General features: G+C 71.8%; 17 protein-coding genes. 12 read left to right on the forward strand and 5 right to left on the reverse strand.

Going from position 1 to position 20,634, the window contains the following annotated elements; genetic code table 11:
* Positions 1–188 precede the first annotated feature (188 nt).
* From PCA76_RS00180 to PCA76_RS00195, 4 genes are all read left to right on the forward strand, one after another.
* Positions 189–956 (forward strand): SGNH/GDSL hydrolase family protein, encoded by a 768-nt coding sequence (locus tag PCA76_RS00180; protein WP_272614421.1) that lies wholly within the window; start codon positions 189–191, stop codon positions 954–956.
* 2 nt (positions 957–958) lie between these two features.
* Positions 959–1,405 carry an imidazolonepropionase-like domain-containing protein gene (locus PCA76_RS00185; protein ID WP_272614422.1) on the forward strand — a complete coding sequence of 149 codons (447 nt, stop codon included), beginning with the start codon at positions 959–961 and terminating at the stop codon, positions 1,403–1,405.
* 209 nt (positions 1,406–1,614) lie between these two features.
* Positions 1,615–3,183, forward strand: coding sequence for a hypothetical protein (locus PCA76_RS00190; RefSeq protein WP_272614423.1), 1,569 nt, complete (start codon positions 1,615–1,617; stop codon positions 3,181–3,183).
* Positions 3,184–3,278: 95 nt separating this feature from the next.
* Positions 3,279–4,181 carry a sulfurtransferase gene (locus tag PCA76_RS00195; protein WP_272614424.1) on the forward strand — a complete coding sequence of 301 codons (903 nt, stop codon included), beginning with the start codon at positions 3,279–3,281 and terminating at the stop codon, positions 4,179–4,181.
* A 49-nt stretch (positions 4,182–4,230) separates the two neighbouring features.
* Here the strand turns inward: PCA76_RS00195 and PCA76_RS00200 are convergent, their stop codons facing one another.
* The 3 genes from PCA76_RS00200 to PCA76_RS00210 all read right to left on the reverse strand — a co-directional run bounded on the left by PCA76_RS00200 (position 4,231) and on the right by PCA76_RS00210 (position 6,607).
* Positions 4,231–5,412: a hypothetical protein gene (locus PCA76_RS00200; RefSeq protein WP_272614426.1), complete on the reverse strand. Its 1,182-nt coding sequence runs from the start codon at positions 5,410–5,412 to the stop codon at positions 4,231–4,233.
* Positions 5,409–5,957 carry a SigE family RNA polymerase sigma factor gene (locus tag PCA76_RS00205; protein WP_272614428.1) on the reverse strand — a complete coding sequence of 183 codons (549 nt, stop codon included), beginning with the start codon at positions 5,955–5,957 and terminating at the stop codon, positions 5,409–5,411. Before PCA76_RS00205 ends, PCA76_RS00200 begins: the two co-directional genes overlap by 4 nt.
* A gap of 68 nt (positions 5,958–6,025) precedes the next feature.
* Positions 6,026–6,607 carry a TetR/AcrR family transcriptional regulator gene (locus PCA76_RS00210; RefSeq protein ID WP_272614430.1) on the reverse strand — a complete coding sequence of 194 codons (582 nt, stop codon included), beginning with the start codon at positions 6,605–6,607 and terminating at the stop codon, positions 6,026–6,028.
* Positions 6,608–6,713: 106 nt separating this feature from the next.
* Here PCA76_RS00210 and PCA76_RS00215 point away from each other — a divergent pair, with 106 nt between their 5' ends.
* Positions 6,714–7,871 carry an FAD-dependent oxidoreductase gene (locus tag PCA76_RS00215; RefSeq protein ID WP_272614431.1) on the forward strand — a complete coding sequence of 386 codons (1,158 nt, stop codon included), beginning with the start codon at positions 6,714–6,716 and terminating at the stop codon, positions 7,869–7,871.
* On the opposite strand, the gene PCA76_RS00220 is transcribed toward PCA76_RS00215, so the two are convergent.
* Positions 7,868–9,094, reverse strand: a complete 1,227-nt coding sequence (locus PCA76_RS00220; protein ID WP_272614432.1) for an MFS transporter — start codon at positions 9,092–9,094, stop codon at positions 7,868–7,870. The two genes, PCA76_RS00215 and PCA76_RS00220, sit on opposite strands and share 4 nt — an antisense overlap.
* A 119-nt stretch (positions 9,095–9,213) precedes the next feature.
* Between PCA76_RS00220 and PCA76_RS00225 the strand changes: the two genes are divergently transcribed.
* From PCA76_RS00225 to PCA76_RS00245, 5 genes are all read left to right on the forward strand, one after another.
* Positions 9,214–11,001: an HSP90 family protein gene (locus PCA76_RS00225; protein ID WP_272614433.1), complete on the forward strand. Its 1,788-nt coding sequence runs from the start codon at positions 9,214–9,216 to the stop codon at positions 10,999–11,001.
* A gap of 2 nt (positions 11,002–11,003) precedes the next feature.
* The gene (locus PCA76_RS00230; RefSeq protein ID WP_272614434.1) at positions 11,004–13,889 is read left to right on the forward strand and encodes a hypothetical protein; all 2,886 of its coding nucleotides are present in this window, start codon (positions 11,004–11,006) and stop codon (positions 13,887–13,889) included.
* Positions 13,890–13,993: 104 nt separating this feature from the next.
* Positions 13,994–14,593, forward strand: a complete 600-nt coding sequence (locus tag PCA76_RS00235; RefSeq protein WP_184180135.1) for a TetR/AcrR family transcriptional regulator — start codon at positions 13,994–13,996, stop codon at positions 14,591–14,593.
* A gap of 73 nt (positions 14,594–14,666) precedes the next feature.
* A complete protein-coding gene (locus PCA76_RS00240) occupies positions 14,667–16,004 on the forward strand; it encodes an acetyl-CoA carboxylase biotin carboxylase subunit (protein WP_272614435.1) in 1,338 nt (445 codons plus the stop codon).
* A 147-nt stretch (positions 16,005–16,151) separates the two neighbouring features.
* On the forward strand, positions 16,152–17,072 hold the full coding sequence (locus PCA76_RS00245) for a hydroxymethylglutaryl-CoA lyase (RefSeq protein WP_272614436.1): 921 nt from the start codon (positions 16,152–16,154) through the stop codon (positions 17,070–17,072).
* 61 nt (positions 17,073–17,133) lie between these two features.
* Here PCA76_RS00245 and PCA76_RS00250 read toward each other — a convergent pair whose 3' ends face one another.
* Positions 17,134–17,694 carry a snapalysin family zinc-dependent metalloprotease gene (locus PCA76_RS00250; RefSeq protein WP_272614438.1) on the reverse strand — a complete coding sequence of 187 codons (561 nt, stop codon included), beginning with the start codon at positions 17,692–17,694 and terminating at the stop codon, positions 17,134–17,136.
* A gap of 167 nt (positions 17,695–17,861) precedes the next feature.
* Here PCA76_RS00250 and PCA76_RS00255 point away from each other — a divergent pair, with 167 nt between their 5' ends.
* Together PCA76_RS00255 and PCA76_RS00260 are read left to right on the forward strand one after the other, a co-directional pair.
* A complete protein-coding gene (locus PCA76_RS00255; protein ID WP_272614439.1) occupies positions 17,862–19,394 on the forward strand; it encodes an acyl-CoA carboxylase subunit beta in 1,533 nt (510 codons plus the stop codon).
* Positions 19,395–19,469: 75 nt separating this feature from the next.
* Positions 19,470–20,618 (forward strand): acyl-CoA dehydrogenase family protein, encoded by a 1,149-nt coding sequence (locus PCA76_RS00260; RefSeq protein WP_272614441.1) that lies wholly within the window; start codon positions 19,470–19,472, stop codon positions 20,616–20,618.
* Positions 20,619–20,634: the final 16 nt, after the last annotated feature.

The raw sequence follows: 20,634 nt of genomic DNA on the forward strand, positions 1-20,634 counted from the left end.
AAAGGGCGGGTCACCCTCGAGGTGGCCCGCCCTTCTGCGGTCTCCCGCACCGACCGTCGCGACGACGTCGGGGGTTGTCGCGCGGCTGGCCCATGACCTCCGCCACGTCGTCCGATCGGGGCACCACCGACCGTGGCTACGGTGACAGACTGGTCGCCGCAGGCAACGATGGCGTAAGGGGGGCGCGGGTGGGCTGGCGCAGTTTTGTCGCGGTCGGGGACAGCTTCACCGAGGGCATGGACGACGCGTACCCGGACGGCAGCTACCGGGGCTGGGCGGACCTGGTGGCGACCCGGCTCGCCGTCGAGGCGGGCCCCGACTTCCGGTACGCGAACCTGGCCATCCGAGGCCGGCTCTTCCCCGGGGTGGTCGCCGAGCAGGTGCCCGCGGCGGTGGCGATGAAGCCCGACCTGATCAGCTTCGCGGCCGGCGGCAACGACGTGCTGCGCCGCACCTTCAACCCGGACACGCTTGTCGCCCGCTTCGACGAGGTGGTCCGGCAGCTGCGCTCGGGCGGCGCGGACGTGCTGCTGTTCCGGTTCGCCGACGTGATGGCCCGACTGCCCGGCCAGCGCCTCGTCGCTCCCCGGGTGCAGTTGCTCAACCAGGCGGTCGGCGAGACCGCTGAGCGCCACGGTGCCATGTTGGTCGACCTGTACGCCGACGACACGTTCCTCAATCCGATGCTCTGGAGCACCGACCGTCTGCACCTCTCCCCGGCAGGCCACCGACGGGTCGCGGGTCAGGTGTTGAACGCGCTCGGGGTTGGGTGCGACGAGGACTGGTTGATGGTCCCGCCGCACCCGGCGCCGTCGCCGTGGCTGGCCGCCCGAGCCGCCGATGTGCGCTGGGCCGGTCAGTACCTCGCACCCTGGGTGAAGCGGCGGCTCACCGGCCGGTCGTCCGGTGACACGGTGACGGCGAAGCGTCCGCTGCTCGGGCCGATCGTCGACTGAGAGTGCTCACCCTGCACACCGCGCCGCTGCTACGGCGCAACTGGGACGGCGAGCCGGTGGCGGCGCACGCCGTGCTGGTCAGCGGCGACCGGGTCGGAGCCGTCGGCCCGCTGGCCGAGTTGAGCGAGGCGTACGCGGGTGTTCGGGTCCGCCGTTGGCCCGGCACGCTGGGGCCGGGTCTGCTGCACGACGGCCCGCTGCCGGCGGCGCCCACCCCGCGTGAGCGGGTGCACGCGCTGCTGCGGAATGGAGTGACGTCGGTGCTGGCGCAGCACCTCACCGACCTGGCGCTGCGGGCCGCCGTCGACAGGAGCGACCTGCTGGTGCTGCCCTCCGTCGTGGTGCCGGTACTGCATTCGGGTGGGCGGGCTGACCTCGCGGTGCACGGCGTCGACGGTGCCTGTCTGGTGACGGTGGTCGCCGGCCGGATCGCCCACCGTCGCGCCTGAGCGGGCTGCCCGCCGGCCCGGTCAACTCTACTGTGGAGTGACTCGATCGAATTGGGATCGCCCGATGTCCGCCGTCCTCGATAACATCCGCTGCCCCCGTTAATCGGAAGGCGGGGACATCGGGGAAAGGTGGATGAGGGATGGCCCTCATGCCTGGCACGACAACATCCGCACGACCGGTCCGAGCATTACTGGCCACGGCGCTGTCCATGACGGTCGCCGCCGGGATGCTCACGTTCACGACGACGCCGGCTGCGGCGTACGGCGTGCACTACGAGCAGGACAACGGCCTCGTCGTCGACTCCAACTACCCGCCGGGTGTGCCGACCGAGCTGCAGACCTCCGGCAAACCGTGCACGGCGACCGAGCCGTACCAGTTCCAGCAGAACGATGACCTGGTGCTCTCCGCGATCCTGCACGACCCGGACACTGACGAGAGCGGTGGCACCGACCGGTTGACCGCCACCTTCGCGCTCTGGCCGGTCGACGAGCCGACGGCCCGAATCGAGCGGTTCGGGGACAACGGTCGGGAAGGTGATCGGGAGAGCGGCCTCTTCGAACGCGAAATCCTCACCCACGACCGGGTGTACGCCTGGCAGGTGCGGGCCGCGGACAGCCAGGCCACCGGCGAGTGGAGCAGCCTCTGCTACTTCCGTACCGACTTCCAGGGCCCGTCGGTCGCGCCGGTCGTCACCTCCACCGACTTCCCCGTCGAGGGCTGGCACCCGGCGCTGCCCGGCCAGTTCACCTTCGACGCGGCGGCGACGCCGGACGCTGTCGGCTTCCGGTATGAGCTGCTCGGCAGCGACGGCGTCCAGACGGTGTCGGCGGACCGGCCCGGTGGCTCGGCCACGGTCACGCTCACCCCGGATGCGGGACCCAACACCCTCACGGTGTGGAGCCTCGACGCGGCCGGCAACCGGTCGCCCGAGGCGCGGTACGAATTCCGGGCCAGTGACGTCGCGCCGATCATCACCGGCACATTGAACGAGGTCGGCGTGCCAAGCACGTTCGCAGTTCAACCGCAGATGGATGGGGTGGTCCGCTACCGCTTCCACCTGGACGGCGACCCGGAGCAGACGGTTGAGGCAGCGGCCGACGGCACCGCCACCCTGACCGTCACCGCGACCCGGGCAAGTAACCGGACGCTCTCCGTGACCAGCGTGACCGCCGATGGCGTGACCGCCACTGCGGTGCGCAACTTCCAGTTGACCACCGCGCCGAAGATCTCCGCGACGGTCTACCAGCAGGGCGTCACCAGCGGGGGCCAGGGTGTTCCCGGGGTCTTCACCTTCACCCCGCGCCAGTCCGACGTGGTCAGCTACCGCTACCGCTTCGGCACGGTGACCAGCACCGTGGCCGCGGCGGCCGACGGCACCGCGTCGGTGACCTGGGCGCCGACGAAGGCCGGCTTCACCCCGCTCACCGTGTGGAGCGTCAACCGGGACGGCACCCAGTCGGCCTCGGCGAGCTTCAGCTTCTTCGTCCGTGACCTGCTGCCGAGCATCCAGGGGCTCCTCTACGGCCCGAGCAACCCGGCGGGTGGCCCGGGCCAGGCCGGCGAGTTCCTGATCAGCTCGAAGGTGCCCGGCACGACCGCGTTCCGGTACCGCTTCGATGACGGCCCGGAGCAGGGGATCGTCGCCGAAGCCAACGGCAGCGCGGTCGTCACCTGGACCCCGGAGCAGGGCGGTACGCACACCCTGACGGTCCGGACCGTCCTCGCGGACGGGACGGTGTCCCTGGAACGTGCGTACACCTTCCTGGTGAACGACTAACACCCAGCGCGCCGATCGGCCCACCATCCCATGCGGGTGGTGGGCCGGTCCCGTTACAGCGGTCGAGGGCGGCCATCCGGCGTACCTTGGGGATCATGTCTGTGCCGAACGATCCTGATCCCCGCCTTCAGTCGTACGCGGACCCGCAGCGGCTGGTCACCACCGAGTGGCTGGCCGAGCACCTGGGCGACCAGGGCCTCGTCGTTGTCGAGTCCGACGAGGACGTGCTGCTCTACGAATCCGGTCACATCCCCGGCGCCGTCAAGGTCGACTGGCACCTGGAGCTGAACGACCAGGTGACCCGGGACTACCTGGATGCCAAGAGCTTCGCCGAGCTGTGTGCCGCGAAGGGCATCGGCCGGGGCGACACGGTCGTCTTCTACGGCGACAACTTCAACTGGTGGGCCGCGTACGCCCTCTGGGTGTTCTCGCTCTTCGGCCACGCCGACGTGCGGCTGCTCGACGGCGGCCGGCAGAAGTGGATCGCCGAGGGGCGCGAGGTGACCCGCGACAAGCCAGCTCGTCCCCGCGCCGACTACCCGGTGCCACTGCGTGACGATGCTCCGCTGCGGGCCTACCGCGAACAGGTCATGGCGCACATCGCCGCCGCCCGCCCGCTGGTCGACGTCCGGTCGCCGAGTGAGTACACCGGCGAGACGCTGCACATGCCGGACTACCCGCAGGAGGGCGCGCTGCGTGGCGGGCACATCCCGGGCGCGGTCAGCAAGCCGTGGAAGTCGGCCGCCAACGACGATGGCACCTTCAAGTCCGCCGACGAGCTGAAGGCGATCTACGCCGACCAGCTTGGGCTCAGCCCCGACGACGACGTGATCGCGTACTGCCGGATCGGCGAGCGGTCCAGCCACACCTGGTTCGTGCTGCGGCACCTGCTGGGCTACCCGCAGGTGCGTAACTACGACGGCTCGTGGACCGAGTGGGGCAACCTGGTCCGGGCACCCGTCGTGCAGGGCGACCAGCCCGGTGGCCTCGCCGCCTGAGCAGCGCGACCGTCCCCGCGCGGCAGTAACGGTCGCGCGGGGACAGCGCTCAACCGGCCAGCGACAGCACGCCGGTCAGGTTACGGATCACGCCGGTGATCTCGCCGGTCTCCGGGTTCCACCGCGCCAGGGCCGCCGGTTCCAGTCGGAGTAGCACCGCGCCCTCGTTGTCCCAGCCCAGCACCTCGCAGCAGCCCTTGGCGCGATCCCGGCCGAGGTCGAGCACATGCGCCACCGCGCCGGTGCGGGCGTCCAGAACGGCCACCCCCTCGGCACCGTCGATCTCGCCGTTGGTGATCCACGCCGCGCTGGCCGCCCGCTCGCCGTGCAGCCAGCCCCGACCGTAGAACTCGTTGACCTGGTACGGCGACGGCAGCGCCGAGCCGGTGACCGGCTGTTCGGAACGCACTGCGCCGTCGCGGGCGGTCCGACTACGCAGCTTCAGGCCGCTCCGCTCGCCGACCATCTCGATCAGCGCCGCCTCGCGTCCGGCTGCCGGATCGGGTGCGACCACGTCCCAGGCCGACACGTCGATCGTGCTCGACGCGCCGGTGACCCGATCCACCGCGTACGTCCGGTTGTCGCCGCCGACCAGGACCCGGTCGCCGGACCAGACCACCAGCTCCAGGTAACCGTCGAGCGGGATCCTGCGCACAGCCCCGGTGGTGAGGTCAACCATGATCAGCTCGCCGGTCTGGGCGAACGCGGCCGACCGGCCGTCCGGCGACAGCACGCCCGGCTTCACGGCGGACGCCTCGTTGCCGCCCGCATCCCGGGTGGGCGCCAGCGTCACCACGTCGAGACTGCGCACCACGCCGTCATCACCGAGCACGCGGACCGGGCCGTCCGCGTGGAACTCCTCGTCCATCGGCTGGAACAGCGCCAGCGCCCGCTTCACCGGTCGCTCGGAGAGCGGCACGGTCGCCGGGCCGCCGAGCCGGGACAGCGGATCGGGTGGGAAGGTCAACTCAGCGGGGGGCTCCTGCACGGGACCGGCGTGGGTGGGCTCGACGGTCGGTGCCACCGAGTGGTCCGGCGGCGAATCGCCGGGCGGCCGCAGGGCGGCAACCGTGCCACCGCCGACCAGTGCCACGGCCAGAGCGACCGCGCCGACAGCCCGTCGGGTGCGCCGGGTACGCCGAGCCCGCTCCCATCCGGCCGTGGCCGGTTGGCTGGGTAGAACGTCCTCGACGCTGACGGTCAGTAGTTGGCGTAGGTCCTGCTCGTTCACGGGTTCACCTCCAGGCCGGTGGCCAGGTCGGCCGGGCCCTGGCCCGGTCGAGCGTCCCGGGCGAGATCCGGGGCGACCTCGCGGAGTCGGCGCAGCGCCGCATGACACTGGCTCTTCACGGTGCCGACGGTCACTCCGAGTGCCTCGGCGGTGGCCACCTCGGTCAGGTCCTCGTAGTAGCGCAGCACGAGCACGGCCCGTTGCCGTGGCGGCAGCAGGCCCAGCGCGTCGTGCAGCGTCAGCCGTAACGCGCCGTCACGGTCGTGGGCGATCTGCTCCGGCGGTGCGGCGCTGAGCCATTCCCGCCGCCGGCGCCGCCACCACGAGACCGCGTCCCGGTAGAGGATGGCCCGCACGTACGCGGAGGGGTCGCCGTCACGGACCGAGGCCCAGCGCAGTGCCAGCTTCAGCAGGGCGTCCTGGAGGAGGTCTTCGGCCTGGTGCCGGTTGCCGCAGATCAGGTAGGCAGCGCGGAGCAGCCGGTGTTGGTGGCTCTCCACGAAGGCGAGGTAGCCGTCGCGTCCGTCGTTCCCCGCTGGTGCCATCCGCCCTCCTCCCGGCCGTCGCGTTGCGCGTCACCTGCCAGACGCACGGGGAGGGGTGAAAGGTTGGGTCAGCTCTCCGGCATTCCGGTCAGGTAGCGCTGGAGGGTCGGTGCGATCCAGGAGACCAGTTCCTCCGGTGTCGTGTCCACCATGGGCGGCAGACGGACGACGTATCGGGTGTAGGCGAGGCCGAGGACCTGACTGGCCACCAGGCCGGCACGTCGGGCGGTCAGCGCCGGGTCGGTGCCGAACGCGGCCACGGCAGCGGTGAGTTGGTCGGCGAAGATGCCACGCATCCGTTCGGCCGCGCCCGGGTTGGTGCTGGCGGCCCGGAGCAGCGCCACGAGCGTCTCGTCGCCTTCCCACCGGGCGAGGAAGTGTCGGACCAGCACCTCGCCGAGACGTGCGGGCGGCACCGGGGCCAGGTCGGGTAGGCGGAGGTCGAACTCGGCCGCCGCCGCGAAGAGCCCCTCCTTGCTGCCGTAGTAACGCATGACCATCGAGGGGTCGATCCGGGCGTCGGCGGCGATGGCTCTGATCGTGGCGCGCTCGTATCCGTCCGCCGCGAACCGTTCCCGGGCCGCTTGCAGGATCGCCGCGCGGGTGGCGTCCGAGCGGCGGGGAGGGGTTGGCTGGGCGGACGCTGTCATGTCAACGACCGTATGCCAACAACTGTTGACACGCAATCGGCAGGGCTCTAGCGTCGCCAACAAATGTTTGCCAACGGGCGTTGGCAACGATCGTCTGGAGGTAGCCATGCCGCCCACGAGCACTGACGTCCTGGTGGTGGGCGCCGGCCCCACCGGTCTCGCCACCGCGCTGACGCTCGCCCGGCGCGGAATCGAGGTGACCGTGCTGGACCAGTTGGCCGAGCCGCCGACGACCTCCCGGGCGGCGGTCGTGCACGCGTACACCCTGGAGGTGCTGGATCGGATCGGCGCCGCGGCGCCGCTGGTCGCCCAGGCGGTGCGGACGCCGCGCTTCACCGTGCGCGACCGGGATCGGGTGCTGCTGTCGGTGCCGTTCCACGAGCTGCCGTCCCGCTTCCCCTACGCGCTGCTGGTCTCCCAGTCGGTCACCGAGGCGGTGCTCGCCAGGCAACTCGCCGACCTCGGCGTCCAGGTGCGCCGGCCGTGCCGGCTCACCGGGCTGAGCCGCACCGACGACGGGGTGCTCGCGCAGATCGACGGGGGGACGCTGCGCGCCCGGTTCGTGGTCGGCGCGGACGGCCTGCACAGCACGGTCCGACAACTGGCCGGCATCGGCTTCGCCGGCCCCAGCAACGAGGAGTCCTTCGTGCTCGCCGACGTACGGGTGAGCAGCGTGCTGCCCCGCGACGAGGTGTCCCTCTTCCTCGCCCGCTCCGGGCCACTGATCTGGGCGCCGCTCCCGGACGGGGTGGTCCGGTTGGTCGCCGCCGTGGCGACGGCCCCGGCCGATCCGGATGCGGCGTACCTTCAGGCGTTGCTCGACGAGCGCGGCCCGGCGCGGCGACCCGACCGGGTGACCGAGGTGCTCTGGGGTTCCCGGTTCCGGGTGCACCACCGGATAGCCGACACCTTCCGAGCTGGGCCAATGCTGCTGGCCGGGGACGCCGGGCACGTGCACAGCCCGGCCGGCGGGCAGGGCATGAACCTCGGCATCTGCGACGCCGTTGCCCTCGGCACCGCGGTGGCGGACGTGCTCGACGGTGGCCCGGACACGCTGCTCGACGACTACACCGCTCGGCAACGGCCGATGGCCGAGGACGTGCTGAGCTTCGCCGCCGGGCTCACCCGGCTGGCCACCGTCTCCCCGGCCCGCCGGCCGGTCCGTAACGTGCTGCTCCGGTTGCTCGGTGCCGTGCCGCCGGCCCGCCGGCGGATCGCGCTGCGCCTGTCCGGGCTGTCCCACCGGGAACGGACACCGGGCTAGACCCCGGTGGGGCTCAGTTCGCGTGACGGGACCGGCCGCAGTGTCCGCCACGCGACCAGGGTGACCAGCGCGAACGTCCCAGCCGCCGCACCCGCCACCGGCACCGTCCCGTACGCGGCGGCGACCAGCCCGGCGAGCACGGCCCCGACCGGTGCGGTGAGCAGACCGATCATCCGTTGGGCCGCACCCACCCGGCCGAGCAGCCGGGCCGGCACGTGCCGCTGCCCGTACGACGCGCACAGGCTGTTCCAGATCACGGTTCCGGCGGCGAAGACGGCCAGCGCCAGCCCGCCCGGCACCGGGTGCCGGGCCAGCGCGAACCCGGTCAGCGCCACGGTCTGCGCGGCGAGCACCACGCCCAGCGCGGGCACCGTGCCGAGCCGGGCGGCGAGCCGACCCGCCCCGAGCGCCCCGGCCAGACCGCCGACGATGGCAGCGGCGGCGAACAGCCCGTACCCGGCTGGCGGCACCCGCAGCACGTCCAGCGCGTAGAGCACCTGCACCGCCAGGATCCCGCTGATCGCCAGGTTGCACGCGGCCGCGAGCAGGGTGACCCGCCACAGAGTCCGGTGCCCGCGCAGCCACCGCACCCCCTCGATGATCTCGCCCCACACCGATCCACGATGCCGTGCCGTCCCTGGGTCGATGGCGGGAGGCGAACTGAGGGACAGCACGAGCAGGGCAGCCACGGCGAAGGTGACGGCGTCGAGGGCGAACGGGAGCGTGGGGGCGGCAGCGAACAGGACACCGGCGGCGGGCGCGCCGAGGAAACCGCCGGCCACCGCGGACCCCGCCTGAAGTCGACCGTTCGCCCGAGGCAGCGCGTTCGGCGGCACCAGCGCGGGAAGCAGCGCGAACGAGGCCGAGTCGAAGAGGGTGCCCAGCGCGGCGAGGAGGAACGCCGCGACCAGGAGCGCCACGACGGGTGCGCGGTCGAGGGCAACCGCCACGGCCAACGCCGCGACCACGGCGGCGCGCGCCCCGTCGACCAGGGCCATCGTTCGACGACGGTCCCAGCGGTCCGCGTACACGCCGCCGAGCAGGCCGAAGAGTAGCGGCGGCAACTGCCCGGCCACGGTGACCGCCGCGATGACCCGGGGGTCGCGCGTCAACGTCGCGGCCAACAGGGCCAGAGCCGGGGTACGCAGCGCGTCCCCGAACCGCGACGAGACGGCGGCGGACCAGAGCAGCCGGAAGTCCCGGCCGAGAGCGGAGGAGGTCATCCGGTGACCGTGCCGGCTCGACCGGGTCGAGGGTCAAGCCGCCGGGCGACAAGGGGCCGCGCCTGCCGGTGATCATCGGTACGGTGGGCGCCGGCATCGGACCGGGGGAGAAATCAGGCGTGGATCACACTTTCCAGGTCGACCTACGTGGCGTGGTCGACCTGCTCAGTCATCACCTCTACGGCAGCCCGCGGGTCTACGTGCGGGAGTTGCTCCAGAACGCGGTGGACGCGATCACCGCCCGGCGTGCGGCCGAGCCGGACGCGCCGGCGCTGGTCCGCATCGAACCCCCGGACAGCACCGGCGACGGCACGCTGCGGGTGCACGACACCGGCATCGGCCTGACCGAGGCGCAGGTGCACGAGCTGTTGGCCACCATCGGCCGCAGCTCAAAGCGCGACGAGCTGGGCTTCTCCCGGCACGAGTTCCTCGGCCAGTTCGGCATCGGCCTGCTCTCCTGCTTCCTCGTGGCCGACGAGATCCAGGTGCTCACCCGGCACGGCGACAACCCCACGGTTCGCTGGACCGGGTACGCCGACGGCCGCTACGCGGTGGCGGTGGCCCCGCCGGAGGCCGCCCGTGCCGAGCCGGGCAGCACGGTCACGCTGGTGCCCCGCCGCGACGCGGACCAGTGGTTCACCACCCCGACCGTCACCGACCTGGCCCGGCTCTTCGGCGCGCTGCTGCCGGTCACCGTCCGCGTCGGCGACGTCGTCACCACCACCGGGGAACCGCCGTGGCCGACCACGCCGGGTGCGCCGCTGGACCGCGCGGCGTTGATCCGGTACGCCCGGGAGACGCTCGGCGTGGACCCGTTCGACGTGCTGCCGTTGGCCGTACCGGAGGCCGGGCTGACCGGCGTCGCCGTCATCCTGCCCACCCCGGTGAACCCGGCGGCCCGGGCCGGGCACCGCGTCTACCTCAAGCGGATGCTGCTCACCGAGAACGCCGACGGGCTGCTGCCGGAGTGGGCGTTCTTCGCGCACTGCGTGGTGGACGCGACCGAGCTGCGCCCGACCGCCAGCCGGGAAGCCCTCTACGAGGACACTCTGCTGACGGCGACCCGGGAGGCGCTCGGCGACCAGGTGCGCGGCTGGCTGGTCCGGCTGGCACGGCACGACCCGCACCGGCTGGCCGAGTTCCTGCAGGTGCACCACCTCGGTGTGAAGGCCCTGGCGTTGCACGACGACGAGATGCTCCGGCTGGTCGACCGGTGGTGGCCCATGGACACCAACGTCGGCACACTCACCCTCGCCGAGTTCCGCGAGCGCTACGGCGTGGTCCGCTACGCGGCGAGCCTCGACGAGTTCCGGCAGCTCGCCGCGGTGGCCGCGGCGCAGGACCTGGCGGTGGTCAACGCCGGCTACACGTACGACACCGAGCTGATCGAGCGGCTGCCGGTGGTGGACCGCTCGGTGCTGATCGAGCGGTTGGAGCCGAGCGACCTCACCACCCGCTTCGACGCGCTCGACCCGCAGGTGGAGTTGGCGTTGCGACCGTTCCTCACCGCCGCGCAGCGGGCCGTCGAGCGTTCCGGCTGCGAGGTGGTCATCCGGGCGTACGACCCCGTCTCGCTGCCCGCGCTCTACCTGGTCAGCCGGTCGGCTGCGTTCAACGACCAGCTCGCGGCCAGCCGGGACCGGGCCGACGAGCTGTGGGGTGGGGTGCTCGACGCGCTCGCCGCCACCGCCCCGCCGGACCGCCCGCAGTTGGTGCTCAACCACCGCAACCCGCTGGTGCGACGGGTGACCACGCTGATCGATCCGGAGCTGGTCGGCCTCGCCGTCGAGGCGCTGTACGGGCAGGCGCTGCTGCTCGGCCACCATCCGATCCGCGCGGCCGACGCCGCGCTGCTGAACGATTCCTTCCTCGGCCTGCTCGGCCGGGCTGTTCCGGGACGGGAGTGAGCATGAGCGACGAGGATCTGTGGCGGGCGCTTCGCGGCATCGCCGACATGCCGTACGGGGCGGGGCAGATCGCCGCGCTGGAGCAACTGCTGCGCCGGGTGGATGCCGCCGACGACCGGCACCTCGCGTTCGTCACCCGGATGCAGGCCACCACCGGGTACATCTACGGTGGTGAGCCGGCGAAGTCCTTCGTGACCTTCTCCTGGTGCCTGTCCGAGTTCGACCGGGACCCGCAGCCCTACCACCAGCGTCACCTGCACCAGTTGCTGTGGCACTTCAAGTACATGGTGTCGGGCCTGCTGAAGTTCCCCGAGGTGCCGCTGGACCGCACGTATGCGGTGCTGGACGACATGGAGCGGCGCTACCGGGCCGGCGGGCACAGCCTGCAGGCCGTGCACAAGCATCGGTTCCGGGTTGCTGACCACGTGGGCGACGCCGAGGCCGCGGCACACTGGTACCGGCTTTGGCAGACCACCCCGCGCGACGAACTCTCCGACTGCGCTGGCTGTGATCCGACGAGCCAGGTGGGCTACCTCGCCGACACCGGGCGGGACGCCGAGGCGGTGGCGCTTGCCGAGCCGGTGCTCGCTGGCCGGCTCACCTGCACCGAGCAGCCGCAGGCGATTCTCACCGCGCTGCTCGTGCCGTACCTCCGCACCGGACGGGGCGAGGAGGCGCGGGACGCGCACCGGGAGGCGTACCGCCGGCTGCGCGGCAACCTCGCCGACCTGTGGGACATCGGTGACCACATCGAGTTCTGCACGCTGACCGGCAACGAGGCGCGGGCGGTCGAGTTGGTCGAGCGGCACCTGGACTGGCTGGACCGGCCGCCGTCGCCGGCCGCCGCCATGCATTTCGCGGCGACCGCCGCCGCCGCGCTGCGCCAGGCCGGCGGGTCGACTGTGTACCGCCGGGCCGCCGAGGGCCGGCCGGCCACCGAGGTGTCGGCGGCGGCGCTGGCTGACGAGCTGGCCGAGACCGCGACCGGTCTGGCCGCCCGCTTCGACGCCCGTAACGGCACCGCCCACCAGTCGGAGTGGATCGTCCGCCGGCTGGCCGTGCGGGCGAGCGGGGAACATCTGCCGCTGTCGGCGAGCGTCCGCCGCAACCCGACCCGTCCGGCCGCCCCGGTCGGGGACGAGCCGAGCGTCGGGCAGGGCACACCAGCGTCGTCCACCCAGCGAGGGCGACCCCGCAAGGGTGAACGACCCGCCGTGACCGTGCCCGCCGACGCCGGCCCGGAGGACCTGCTGGACCTCGCGGAGAAGAGCTGGGGCCGACACGACCGGACCACCTTCCGGGCGGCGCTGGTCGCCTTCGACGACCGGTTCGGCTCGGCCGAGCTGCCCGCACGCACATCCGCGCACCGGCTGGCGCTGCGGGCGTCCGAGCGCGGCGACGAGGACGACATCGAGGGTGCGGCCAAGCTGAACCGGGCGGCTCTGGAGCTGTACCGGGAGGCGGGCGAGGAGGTGCCCGCCCAGGTGGTCGCCGGGCGGCTCGGTGTGCTGTTGACCCGCTCCGACGAGGACGCCGAGGAGGGGCTGACGCTGGTCCGCGAGGCGGCCGAGGTCCTGGACCGGTTGGGCGACGCTCAGCAGCGGGCGGCCGGACACGACCGGGTCGCGTTGGCGCTGCTGTACCGCGAGCGTTGGGCGGACGCGCTCGCCGCGCTCGACCGGGCACCGGCGGACGCGGGCGGCGACCGGCACCTGGCGGCTCGGATCGCGCTGCACCGGGCGCACCTGCTGGAGCAGTTGGACCGCGTCGACGAGGCCCGCGCCGCCGTCGACGAGGCTCGCCAAATCGGCCGTGAGCTGGGCATCGGCGAGGTGGTCGCGGGTGCCGGCCTGGCCTACGCGCGGATGGTCGACGATCCGGCGGACGCCGTGGCCGCCTGCGACGAGGCGTTGGAGGCGGCACCGGCGGACGCGGAGCTGCCAATCCGACTCGCCCGCGCCCGGGCGTTGCTGTCGGCCGGCCGGGCCGTCGACGCGGTGGACGACTTCGTCGAGGCGGTGACGCTGTGCGTGGAGCGGGGCGACGAGGGGGATGCATTTCTGCGGTGGGAGTTGGCGAACGCGTACCGGATGGTGGGCCGGCTCGCCGAGGCCGCCGAGGTCGCCGAGGAGGCCGTGCTCGGTCTGGACCGGATGGGCGCCCAGGCGGAGGCCGACCGTTGCCGGCACCTGTTGGCCGGCATCTACGCCGGGCTCGGTGAGATCGACCCGGCGTTGGCCCTGCTGGAGCAGTTGGCCGGCAACCTGGACGGACCGGACAACCTTCCGCACCGGGCGCAGGTGCTTGAGGAGGCCGGCGGGATCCTCTACGACGCCGACCGAGACTCGGTGGCGGGCGAGCGGTTCGCCGCCGCGGCTGAGGCGTACCGGCTCGGTGACCTGCCGCTGGACGAACTGCGCGCCCGCCGACGGGAGACGTACGCCTGGTTCTGGGCCGACAACCGGGCCGCCGCGTTGCGCGCCGTCGAGGTGGTGGACGGGTTGGCGGCGAAGCTGGCCGGGCAGACGGAGCCGCCGGTGATGTACGAGCTGGCGATGGCGGCCGAGGCAGGAGCGCGGGTGCTCACCGGCGAGGACCGACTGGACGAGGCGTTGGGCCGGCTCGCCGGGGTGCCCGACCGGCTGCGGTCGATCGAGGCGTTCGGTGAGGCCGCCCAGGTGGAGATCCTCGCCGGTGAGCTGCTGCTGCGCCTGGACCGGCCGGCCGAGGCGGAGCCGCTCCTGCGCCGGGTGCTCGGTGGGCTGCCGGCCGCCTCGCGGCCGGTCCGCCAGACGGCCTGGCTGCTGGCTCGTGCGCTGGATCTGCTCGATCGGCCCACGGAGGCCGCCGCGCTGCGCGCGGAGCACGACCTGGACGAGGACGACTGACCCTCGTCGGGCCGCCCCCGGCCAGGTCAGGGGCGGCCCGACCCGGGGGGCGGGCGAAACTGACCGGTAACCATCGCGGACGGCTCGCGGTCTACGCTTGCCCGGTGACGGTGGAGCAGCAGGCACGGGGTGCGGCGGGCGCGGGCCGGCGCAGGTCCCGCAAGGACGAGATCCTGGAAATCGCGGTCGGTCTGTTCGCCGCCCGTGGCTACCACGGTGTGTCGATGGACGACATCGGCGCGGCGGCCGGGGTCACCGGTCCGGCGCTCTACCACCACTTCGCCGGCAAGGAGGCGATGCTGGCCGCCGCGCTGATCCCGGTAAGTGAGGGGTTGTTGGCCGGCGGGCGGGAACGCGCCGCCGGGCACCCGGACGATCCGCGCGGTGTGCTGGAGTCGCTGATCGACTTCCACGTGGAGTTTGCGCTGGCCAACCCGGCGGTGATCGCGTTGCACCTGCACGAGCTGGACCGCCTGCCGGAGGAGCCGCGACGGCGGATCCGTCGCCTGCAACGGCTCTACGTCGAGGAATGGGTCACCGTGCTCACCGCGCTGCACCCGGGCATGCCTGACGGCGAGGCGCGGGTGCTCGCGCACGCCGCGTTCGGCCTGATGAACTCGACCCCGTTCCTCGGCGGTGAGGTGGATCGGCGACGCCGCGCCGAACTGCTGCGCGACGCCACCCTGGCCGCGCTGCTCGCCTGAGCCCGACTCGTCAGAAGCCTGCCGGTCATGATTCCCTAACCATCGTCCCACCATCCGGACGCCGGGAGGAAACATGATCGAGTCACTGCTGGTCGCCAACCGGGGCGAAATCGCCCGCCGGATCATTCGGACCGCCAAGCGGCTCGGCATCCGCGCGATCGCGGTGTACTCGGAGGCCGATGCCGACCTGCCGTTCGTCGCCGAGGCGGACGAGGCGGTCCTCATCGGCCCGCCGAACCCGGCGCAGAGCTACCGCAACGCCGAGGCGATCCTCGCCGCCGCGAAGGCGACCGGTGCGCAGGCCATCCACCCCGGGTACGGCTTCCTGTCGGAGAACGCCGAGTTCGCCCGTACCGTCGAGTCGAGCGGCCTGATCTGGGTCGGGCCCGGCGCGGACGCGATCACCGCGATGGGCGACAAGATCAACGCCCGGAACCTGATGGCGGCGGCCGGCGTTCCGGTCGCGCCCGGCACCACCGACCCGGCCGCCGACCTGGACGCGGCGGTGACGGCAGCCGCCGAGATCGGTTACCCGGTGATGGTCAAGGCCGCGGCCGGTGGCGGCGGCATGGGCATGGGCGTGGCCGTCGACGAGGCCGCGCTGCGCACCGAGTACGACAAGGTACGCGCGTTCGCCGAGCGGATGTTCGGTGACGGCTCGGTGTTGATCGAGCGGTACTTCCCCCGGGTGCGTCACGTCGAGGTGCAGATCCTCGGCCTGGCCGACGGCCGGGTGGTGGCGCTCGGCGAGCGGGAGTGCTCGGTGCAGCGGCGCAACCAGAAGCTGGTCGAGGAGTCCCCGTCGCCGGCGGTCTCGCCGGAGCTGCGGTCCCGCCTCCTGGCGGCGGCGGTGCGCGCGGGTGAGGCGGTCAGCTACCGCAATGCGGGCACCGTGGAGTGCCTGCTCGATCCGGCGACGAACGAGTTCTTCTTCCTGGAGATGAACACGCGGCTCCAGGTGGAGCACCCGGTGACCGAGTACGTCTACGGCGTCGATCTGGTCGAGGAGCAACTGCGGGTGGCGTCCGGGTTGGCGCCGACCTTCGACCCGGACGCGTTGACCCCGCGTGGGCATGCCATCGAGCTGCGGATCAACGCCGAGGACCCGAAGCGTTTCCTGCCCGGTCCCGGCGTGATCAGGATCTGGGTGGAGCCGACGGGCGAGGGCGTCCGGGTGGACTCCGGCTACACCGAGGGCAACACGGTCACCCCGTTCTACGACAGCCTGCTGGCCAAGCTGATCATCAGCGGCGCCACCCGCGACGAGGTGCTGGAACGCGCGAAGGCCGCGGTCGCCGCCTTCCAGATCGAGGGTCCGAAGAACAACGTCCCCTTCTTCCAAGAGCTGCTGGAGAACGAGGAGTTCCTCTCCGGCGCCTACGACACGGCCATCGTCTCCCGCATGCGCTGACCCCCCCGGGTCTCCCCCTGTTGATCAAGAGGTTTGCGTCAAGATTTCGACCGTGGGTGACGCAAACCTCTTGATCAACCCGGAGGTCGGCGGAGTGGCATGCTGGGGGGACCGCCACAGCGCTACGTCACAGTGAGGTGACCCCTTATGACGGACCTGCCGGACTTCGTCTCCATTCGTGAGGTTGGGCCGCGGGACGGGTTGCAGAACGAGGACCCGATCCCGACCGACGCCAAGGTGCGGCTGCTCGACGCGCTCTCCGGCACCGGCGTACGCCGGATCGAGGCGGTGTCGTTCGTGCACCCGAAGGCGATCCCGCAGATGGCCGACGCCGACGAGGTGTGGCAGCGGGCGGTGAAGGCCGACGGGGTGCGGTACTCGGCGTTGGTGCCGAACACCCGGGGTGCCCAGCGAGCTCTCGCCGCCGGGTTCACCGAGATCGAGGTGGTGGTCTCGGCCAGTGACACGCACAACCGGCGCAACGTCAACCGATCCACCGACGAGTCGCTGGACGACATCGCCGAGCTGATCGACCTGCTGCACGGCGCTTCGGCGCGGGTCGAGGTGATCGTGGCGACCAGCTTCGGCTGCCCGTACGAGGGGGACATCGACCCGGAGCGGGTGGCCGGAATCGTGGACCGGGTGGTCCGCGACGGCGCGGACCGGGTCGCGTTCGGCGACACCACCGGCATGGGCACTCCGCGTCGGGTCCGCGAGCTGCTGACCGCGGTACGCGACCGCAACGCGCACGTGCCGGTGCTGCTGCACTTCCACAACACCCGGGGTACGGCGCTGGCCAACCTGCTGACCGCGCTGGAGCTGGGGGTGACCGAGTTCGACGCCAGCGTCGGTGGCCTGGGTGGCTGCCCGTACGCGCCGGGCGCGAGCGGCAACCTGGCCACCGAGGAAGCGGTGCACATGCTGCACGACATGGGCATCGACACCGGCATCGACCTGGCAGCCCTGATCGAGGCGGCTGAGCTGGCCGAGGAGTTGCTCGGCAAGAAGCTCCCGTCCGGTGTGCTGCGGGCCGGCCCGCGTACCCGCCTGACGCCGATGCCGAGCTGACCGGTTCGAACGCGACGAAGGGGCCGGCGCGTGCGCCGGCCCCTTCCACGTGCCAGGTCGATCAGCTCACCGGGGTGAGCGCGCTCGGCCAGCTGTCGCGGAAGATGTCCGCGCTGCGGTCGGTGGCGCTGAACGTGCCGGCGAAGAGGTTGCTCACCCGGTTGGCCTCGGCGGTGCTCGGGTAGGCGTTGGTGCAGCTGGTGCCGGCGCTGCCGCCGGACATCAGCAGCGAGCAGTTGCCGTTGTAGTTGTCCGGCAGGCCGAGGATGTGCCCGATCTCGTGGGTCATGATCCGCAGCACGCTGTACTGGGCGGCCTGCTGGGTGTCGATGTAGACCCGGCCGTTGCCGAGGCTGGTCCGCTGGGCGTACGAGCCGCCGCCGGTGATCCGGTAGATCCGGAGGTTGGAGCCGCAGTTCGCCGAGAGCGTCAGGTTCACGGTGGCGTTGTTCCAGATCGAGGCGGCCTGGTTGGCGACGCTGGCGTAGCTTCCCGCCTGGCTGGTGTTGTAGCAGATGGTCATGGCGGCGGACGCGGGCGACGGGTTGGCGACCGTGACGCCGAGGGTGGCGAGTGCCGTCGCGAGGAACGCGACCGCGAGCCGGTTGAGTCGTGAGGTCATCGCTGACTCCGATCTGGGAGGGGGGTGTCAGGAGCCTAGCGACAGGCATCAATGTTTTTCAATGTCTTGCGTCAAGCTTCGCTGTCTGATTCGCTCGTGGGTCGCCGACGGTCGCGCCAATGCGCTAACCTAACGATCGTTCAGTTGAGTATGGCGAGGGAGTCGGCGTGACGCTCGACGGTGAGGCACTGGAGCAGCTGCGCAAGCGGGCCCGGTCCGGCGGCGCGGACAAATACCACGCGGCCAACGCGGCCAAGGGCAAGCTCTTCGCCCGGGAGCGGGTCGCGCTCCTGGTCGACGAGGGCTCGTTCGTCGAGGACGGCCTCTACGCCAACACGATGGCCGAGGGGCTGCCCGCCGACGGCGTGGTCACCGGGACCGCCACGATCGACGGCCGGCAGGTCTGCCTGATGGCCAACGACTCCACCGTCAAGGCCGGCAGCTGGGGCGCCCGCACCGTCGAGAAGATCATCCGGATCATCGAGCGGGCGTACGGCGCCGGTGTGCCGATGGTCTACCTGGTCGACTCGGCTGGCGCTCGGATCACCGACCAGGTCGACCTCTTCCCCGGCCGCCGTGGCGCCGGCAAGATCTTCTGGAACCAGGTGCGCGCCTCGGGTTCCATCCCGCAGGTGTGCGCGCTGTTCGGCCCGAGCGCCGCCGGAGGGGCGTACATCCCGGCGTTCTGCGACGTGGTCGCCCTGGTCGACGGCAACGCGAGCATGTATCTCGGCTCCGACCGCATGGTCGAGATGGTCACCGGCGAGAAGACCACCCTGGAGGCGATGGGCGGGGCCAAGGTGCACACCACCGAATCCGGCGTCGGGCACTTCCTCTGCAAGACCGAGGCCGACGCGCTCGACGTGGTGAAGACCTACCTGTCATACCTGCCGGCGAACTGGACGCAGCAGCCGCCGACCGCGCCGGCGGTCGCCGCGCCCGCGAAGGCCGACCTGGCCGCGTTGGTGCCGGCCAGTGAGCGGCAGGCGTTCGACATGCGGCGGTACGTCAAGGGCCTGCTCGACGAGGGTTCGTTCTTCGAGATCCAGGCACTCTGGGCCAAGGAGCTGACCATCGGCTTCGGCCGCCTCGACGGTCAGGTCGTCGGGGTGGTCGGCAACAACTCGATGTTCAAGGGCGGCGTGCTCTTCGTCGACTCGGCCGACAAGGCGACCCGGTTCGTGCAGCTGTGCGACGCGTTCAACGTGCCGCTGCTGTTCCTCAGCGACGTACCCGGCTTCATGGTCGGCAGCGTGGTGGAGAAGCAGGGCATCATCCGGCACGGCGCCAAGATGATCACCGCGATCTCCGAGGCGACAGTGCCGAAGATCTGCGTGGTGGTCCGCAAGGCGTACGGCGCCGGCCTCTACGCGATGGCCGGCCCCGGGTTCGAGCCGGACGCCACGATCGCGCTGCCGACCGCGAAGATCGCGGTGATGGGGGCCGAGGCCGCCGTGAACGCGGTCTACGCCAACAAGATCGCCGCCATCCCGGACGCGGACGAGCGGGCCGCTTTCGTCGCCGCCAAGCGAGCCGAGTACGAGCAGGACATCGACGTCATCCGGCTCGCCAGCGAGCTGGTGGTGGACGCCATCGTCGAGCCGCACGACCTGCGTACCGAGTTGGTCCGTCGGTTCGCGGCGGCGCGTACGAAGGATCGGCACTTCTCCCGCCGTCGGCACGGCGTCACCCCGGTCTGATCCTCGACCCAGGCCCCACAGCGACCCGTCCCGGCGTCACGAGCGCCTGGCGGACCGTCCCTACAGGAGGATGAGATGGACTTCCGACTCACCGACGAACAAGCGGCGCTGCGGGAAAGCGTGCGGGACTTCGCACGCGAGGTGGTCGCTCCGGTCATCGCCGAGCACTACGAGCAGCACACGTTCCCGTACGAGGTGATCCGGCAGATGGGCAAGATGGGCCTGTTCGGCCTGCCCTTCGCCGAGGAGCACGGTGGCATGGGCGGCGACTACTTCGCGCTCTGCCTGGTCCTGGAGGAGTTGGCCCGGGTCGACTCCAGCGTGGCCATCACGCTGGAGGCGGCGGTCTCGCTGGGCGCGATGCCGATCTACCGCTTCGGCACCGACGAGCAGAAGGCGACCTGGCTGCCCAAGCTGCTCAGTGGCGAGGCGCTGGCCGGTTTCGGTCTCACCGAGCCGGGCACCGGCTCGGACGCCGCCGGCACCCAGACGCGGGCGGTGCTCGACGGTGACGAGTGGGTGATCAACGGGTCGAAGGCGTTCATCACCAACTCGGGGACCGACATCACGGCCATGGTCACCGTCACCGCGGTGACCGGCACGAACCCGGACGGCTCCAAGGAGTTGTCGACCATCATCGTGCCGACCGGCACGCCCGGGTTCACCGTGGCGCCGGGCTACTCCAAGGTGGGGTGGACCGCCTCGGACACCCACGAGTTGACCTTCGACGACTGCCGGGTGCCGGCGGTCAACCTGCTCGGTGAGCGGGGCCGGGGTTTCGCCCAGTTCCTGCGGATCCTCGACGAGGGCCGGATCGCCATCGCCGCGCTGGCCGTCGGTCTCGCTCAGGGCTGTGTCGACGAGTCGATCAAGTACGCGAAGGAACGGCACGCCTTCGGCCGGCCGATCGGCGCCAACCAGGCCATCCAGTTCAAGATCGCGGACATGGAGCTGAAGGCGCACACCGCTCGGTTGGCCTACTACGACGCCGCCGCCCGGATGCTGGCCGGCGAGCCGTTCAAGCGGCAGGCCGCCATCGCCAAACTGCACGCCAGCACGATCGCGGTGGACAACGCCCGGGAGGCCACCCAGATCCACGGCGGGTACGGCTTCATGAACGAATACCCGGTGGCCCGGTTCTGGCGGGACTCCAAGATCCTGGAAATCGGCGAGGGCACCAGCGAGGTGCAGCGCATGATCATCGCTCGCGACCTGGGTCTCTGAGCGGTCCGACCGAGCG

It is taken from the genome of Micromonospora sp. LH3U1, assembly GCF_028475105.1.
Lineage (GTDB): Bacteria > Actinomycetota > Actinomycetes > Mycobacteriales > Micromonosporaceae > Micromonospora.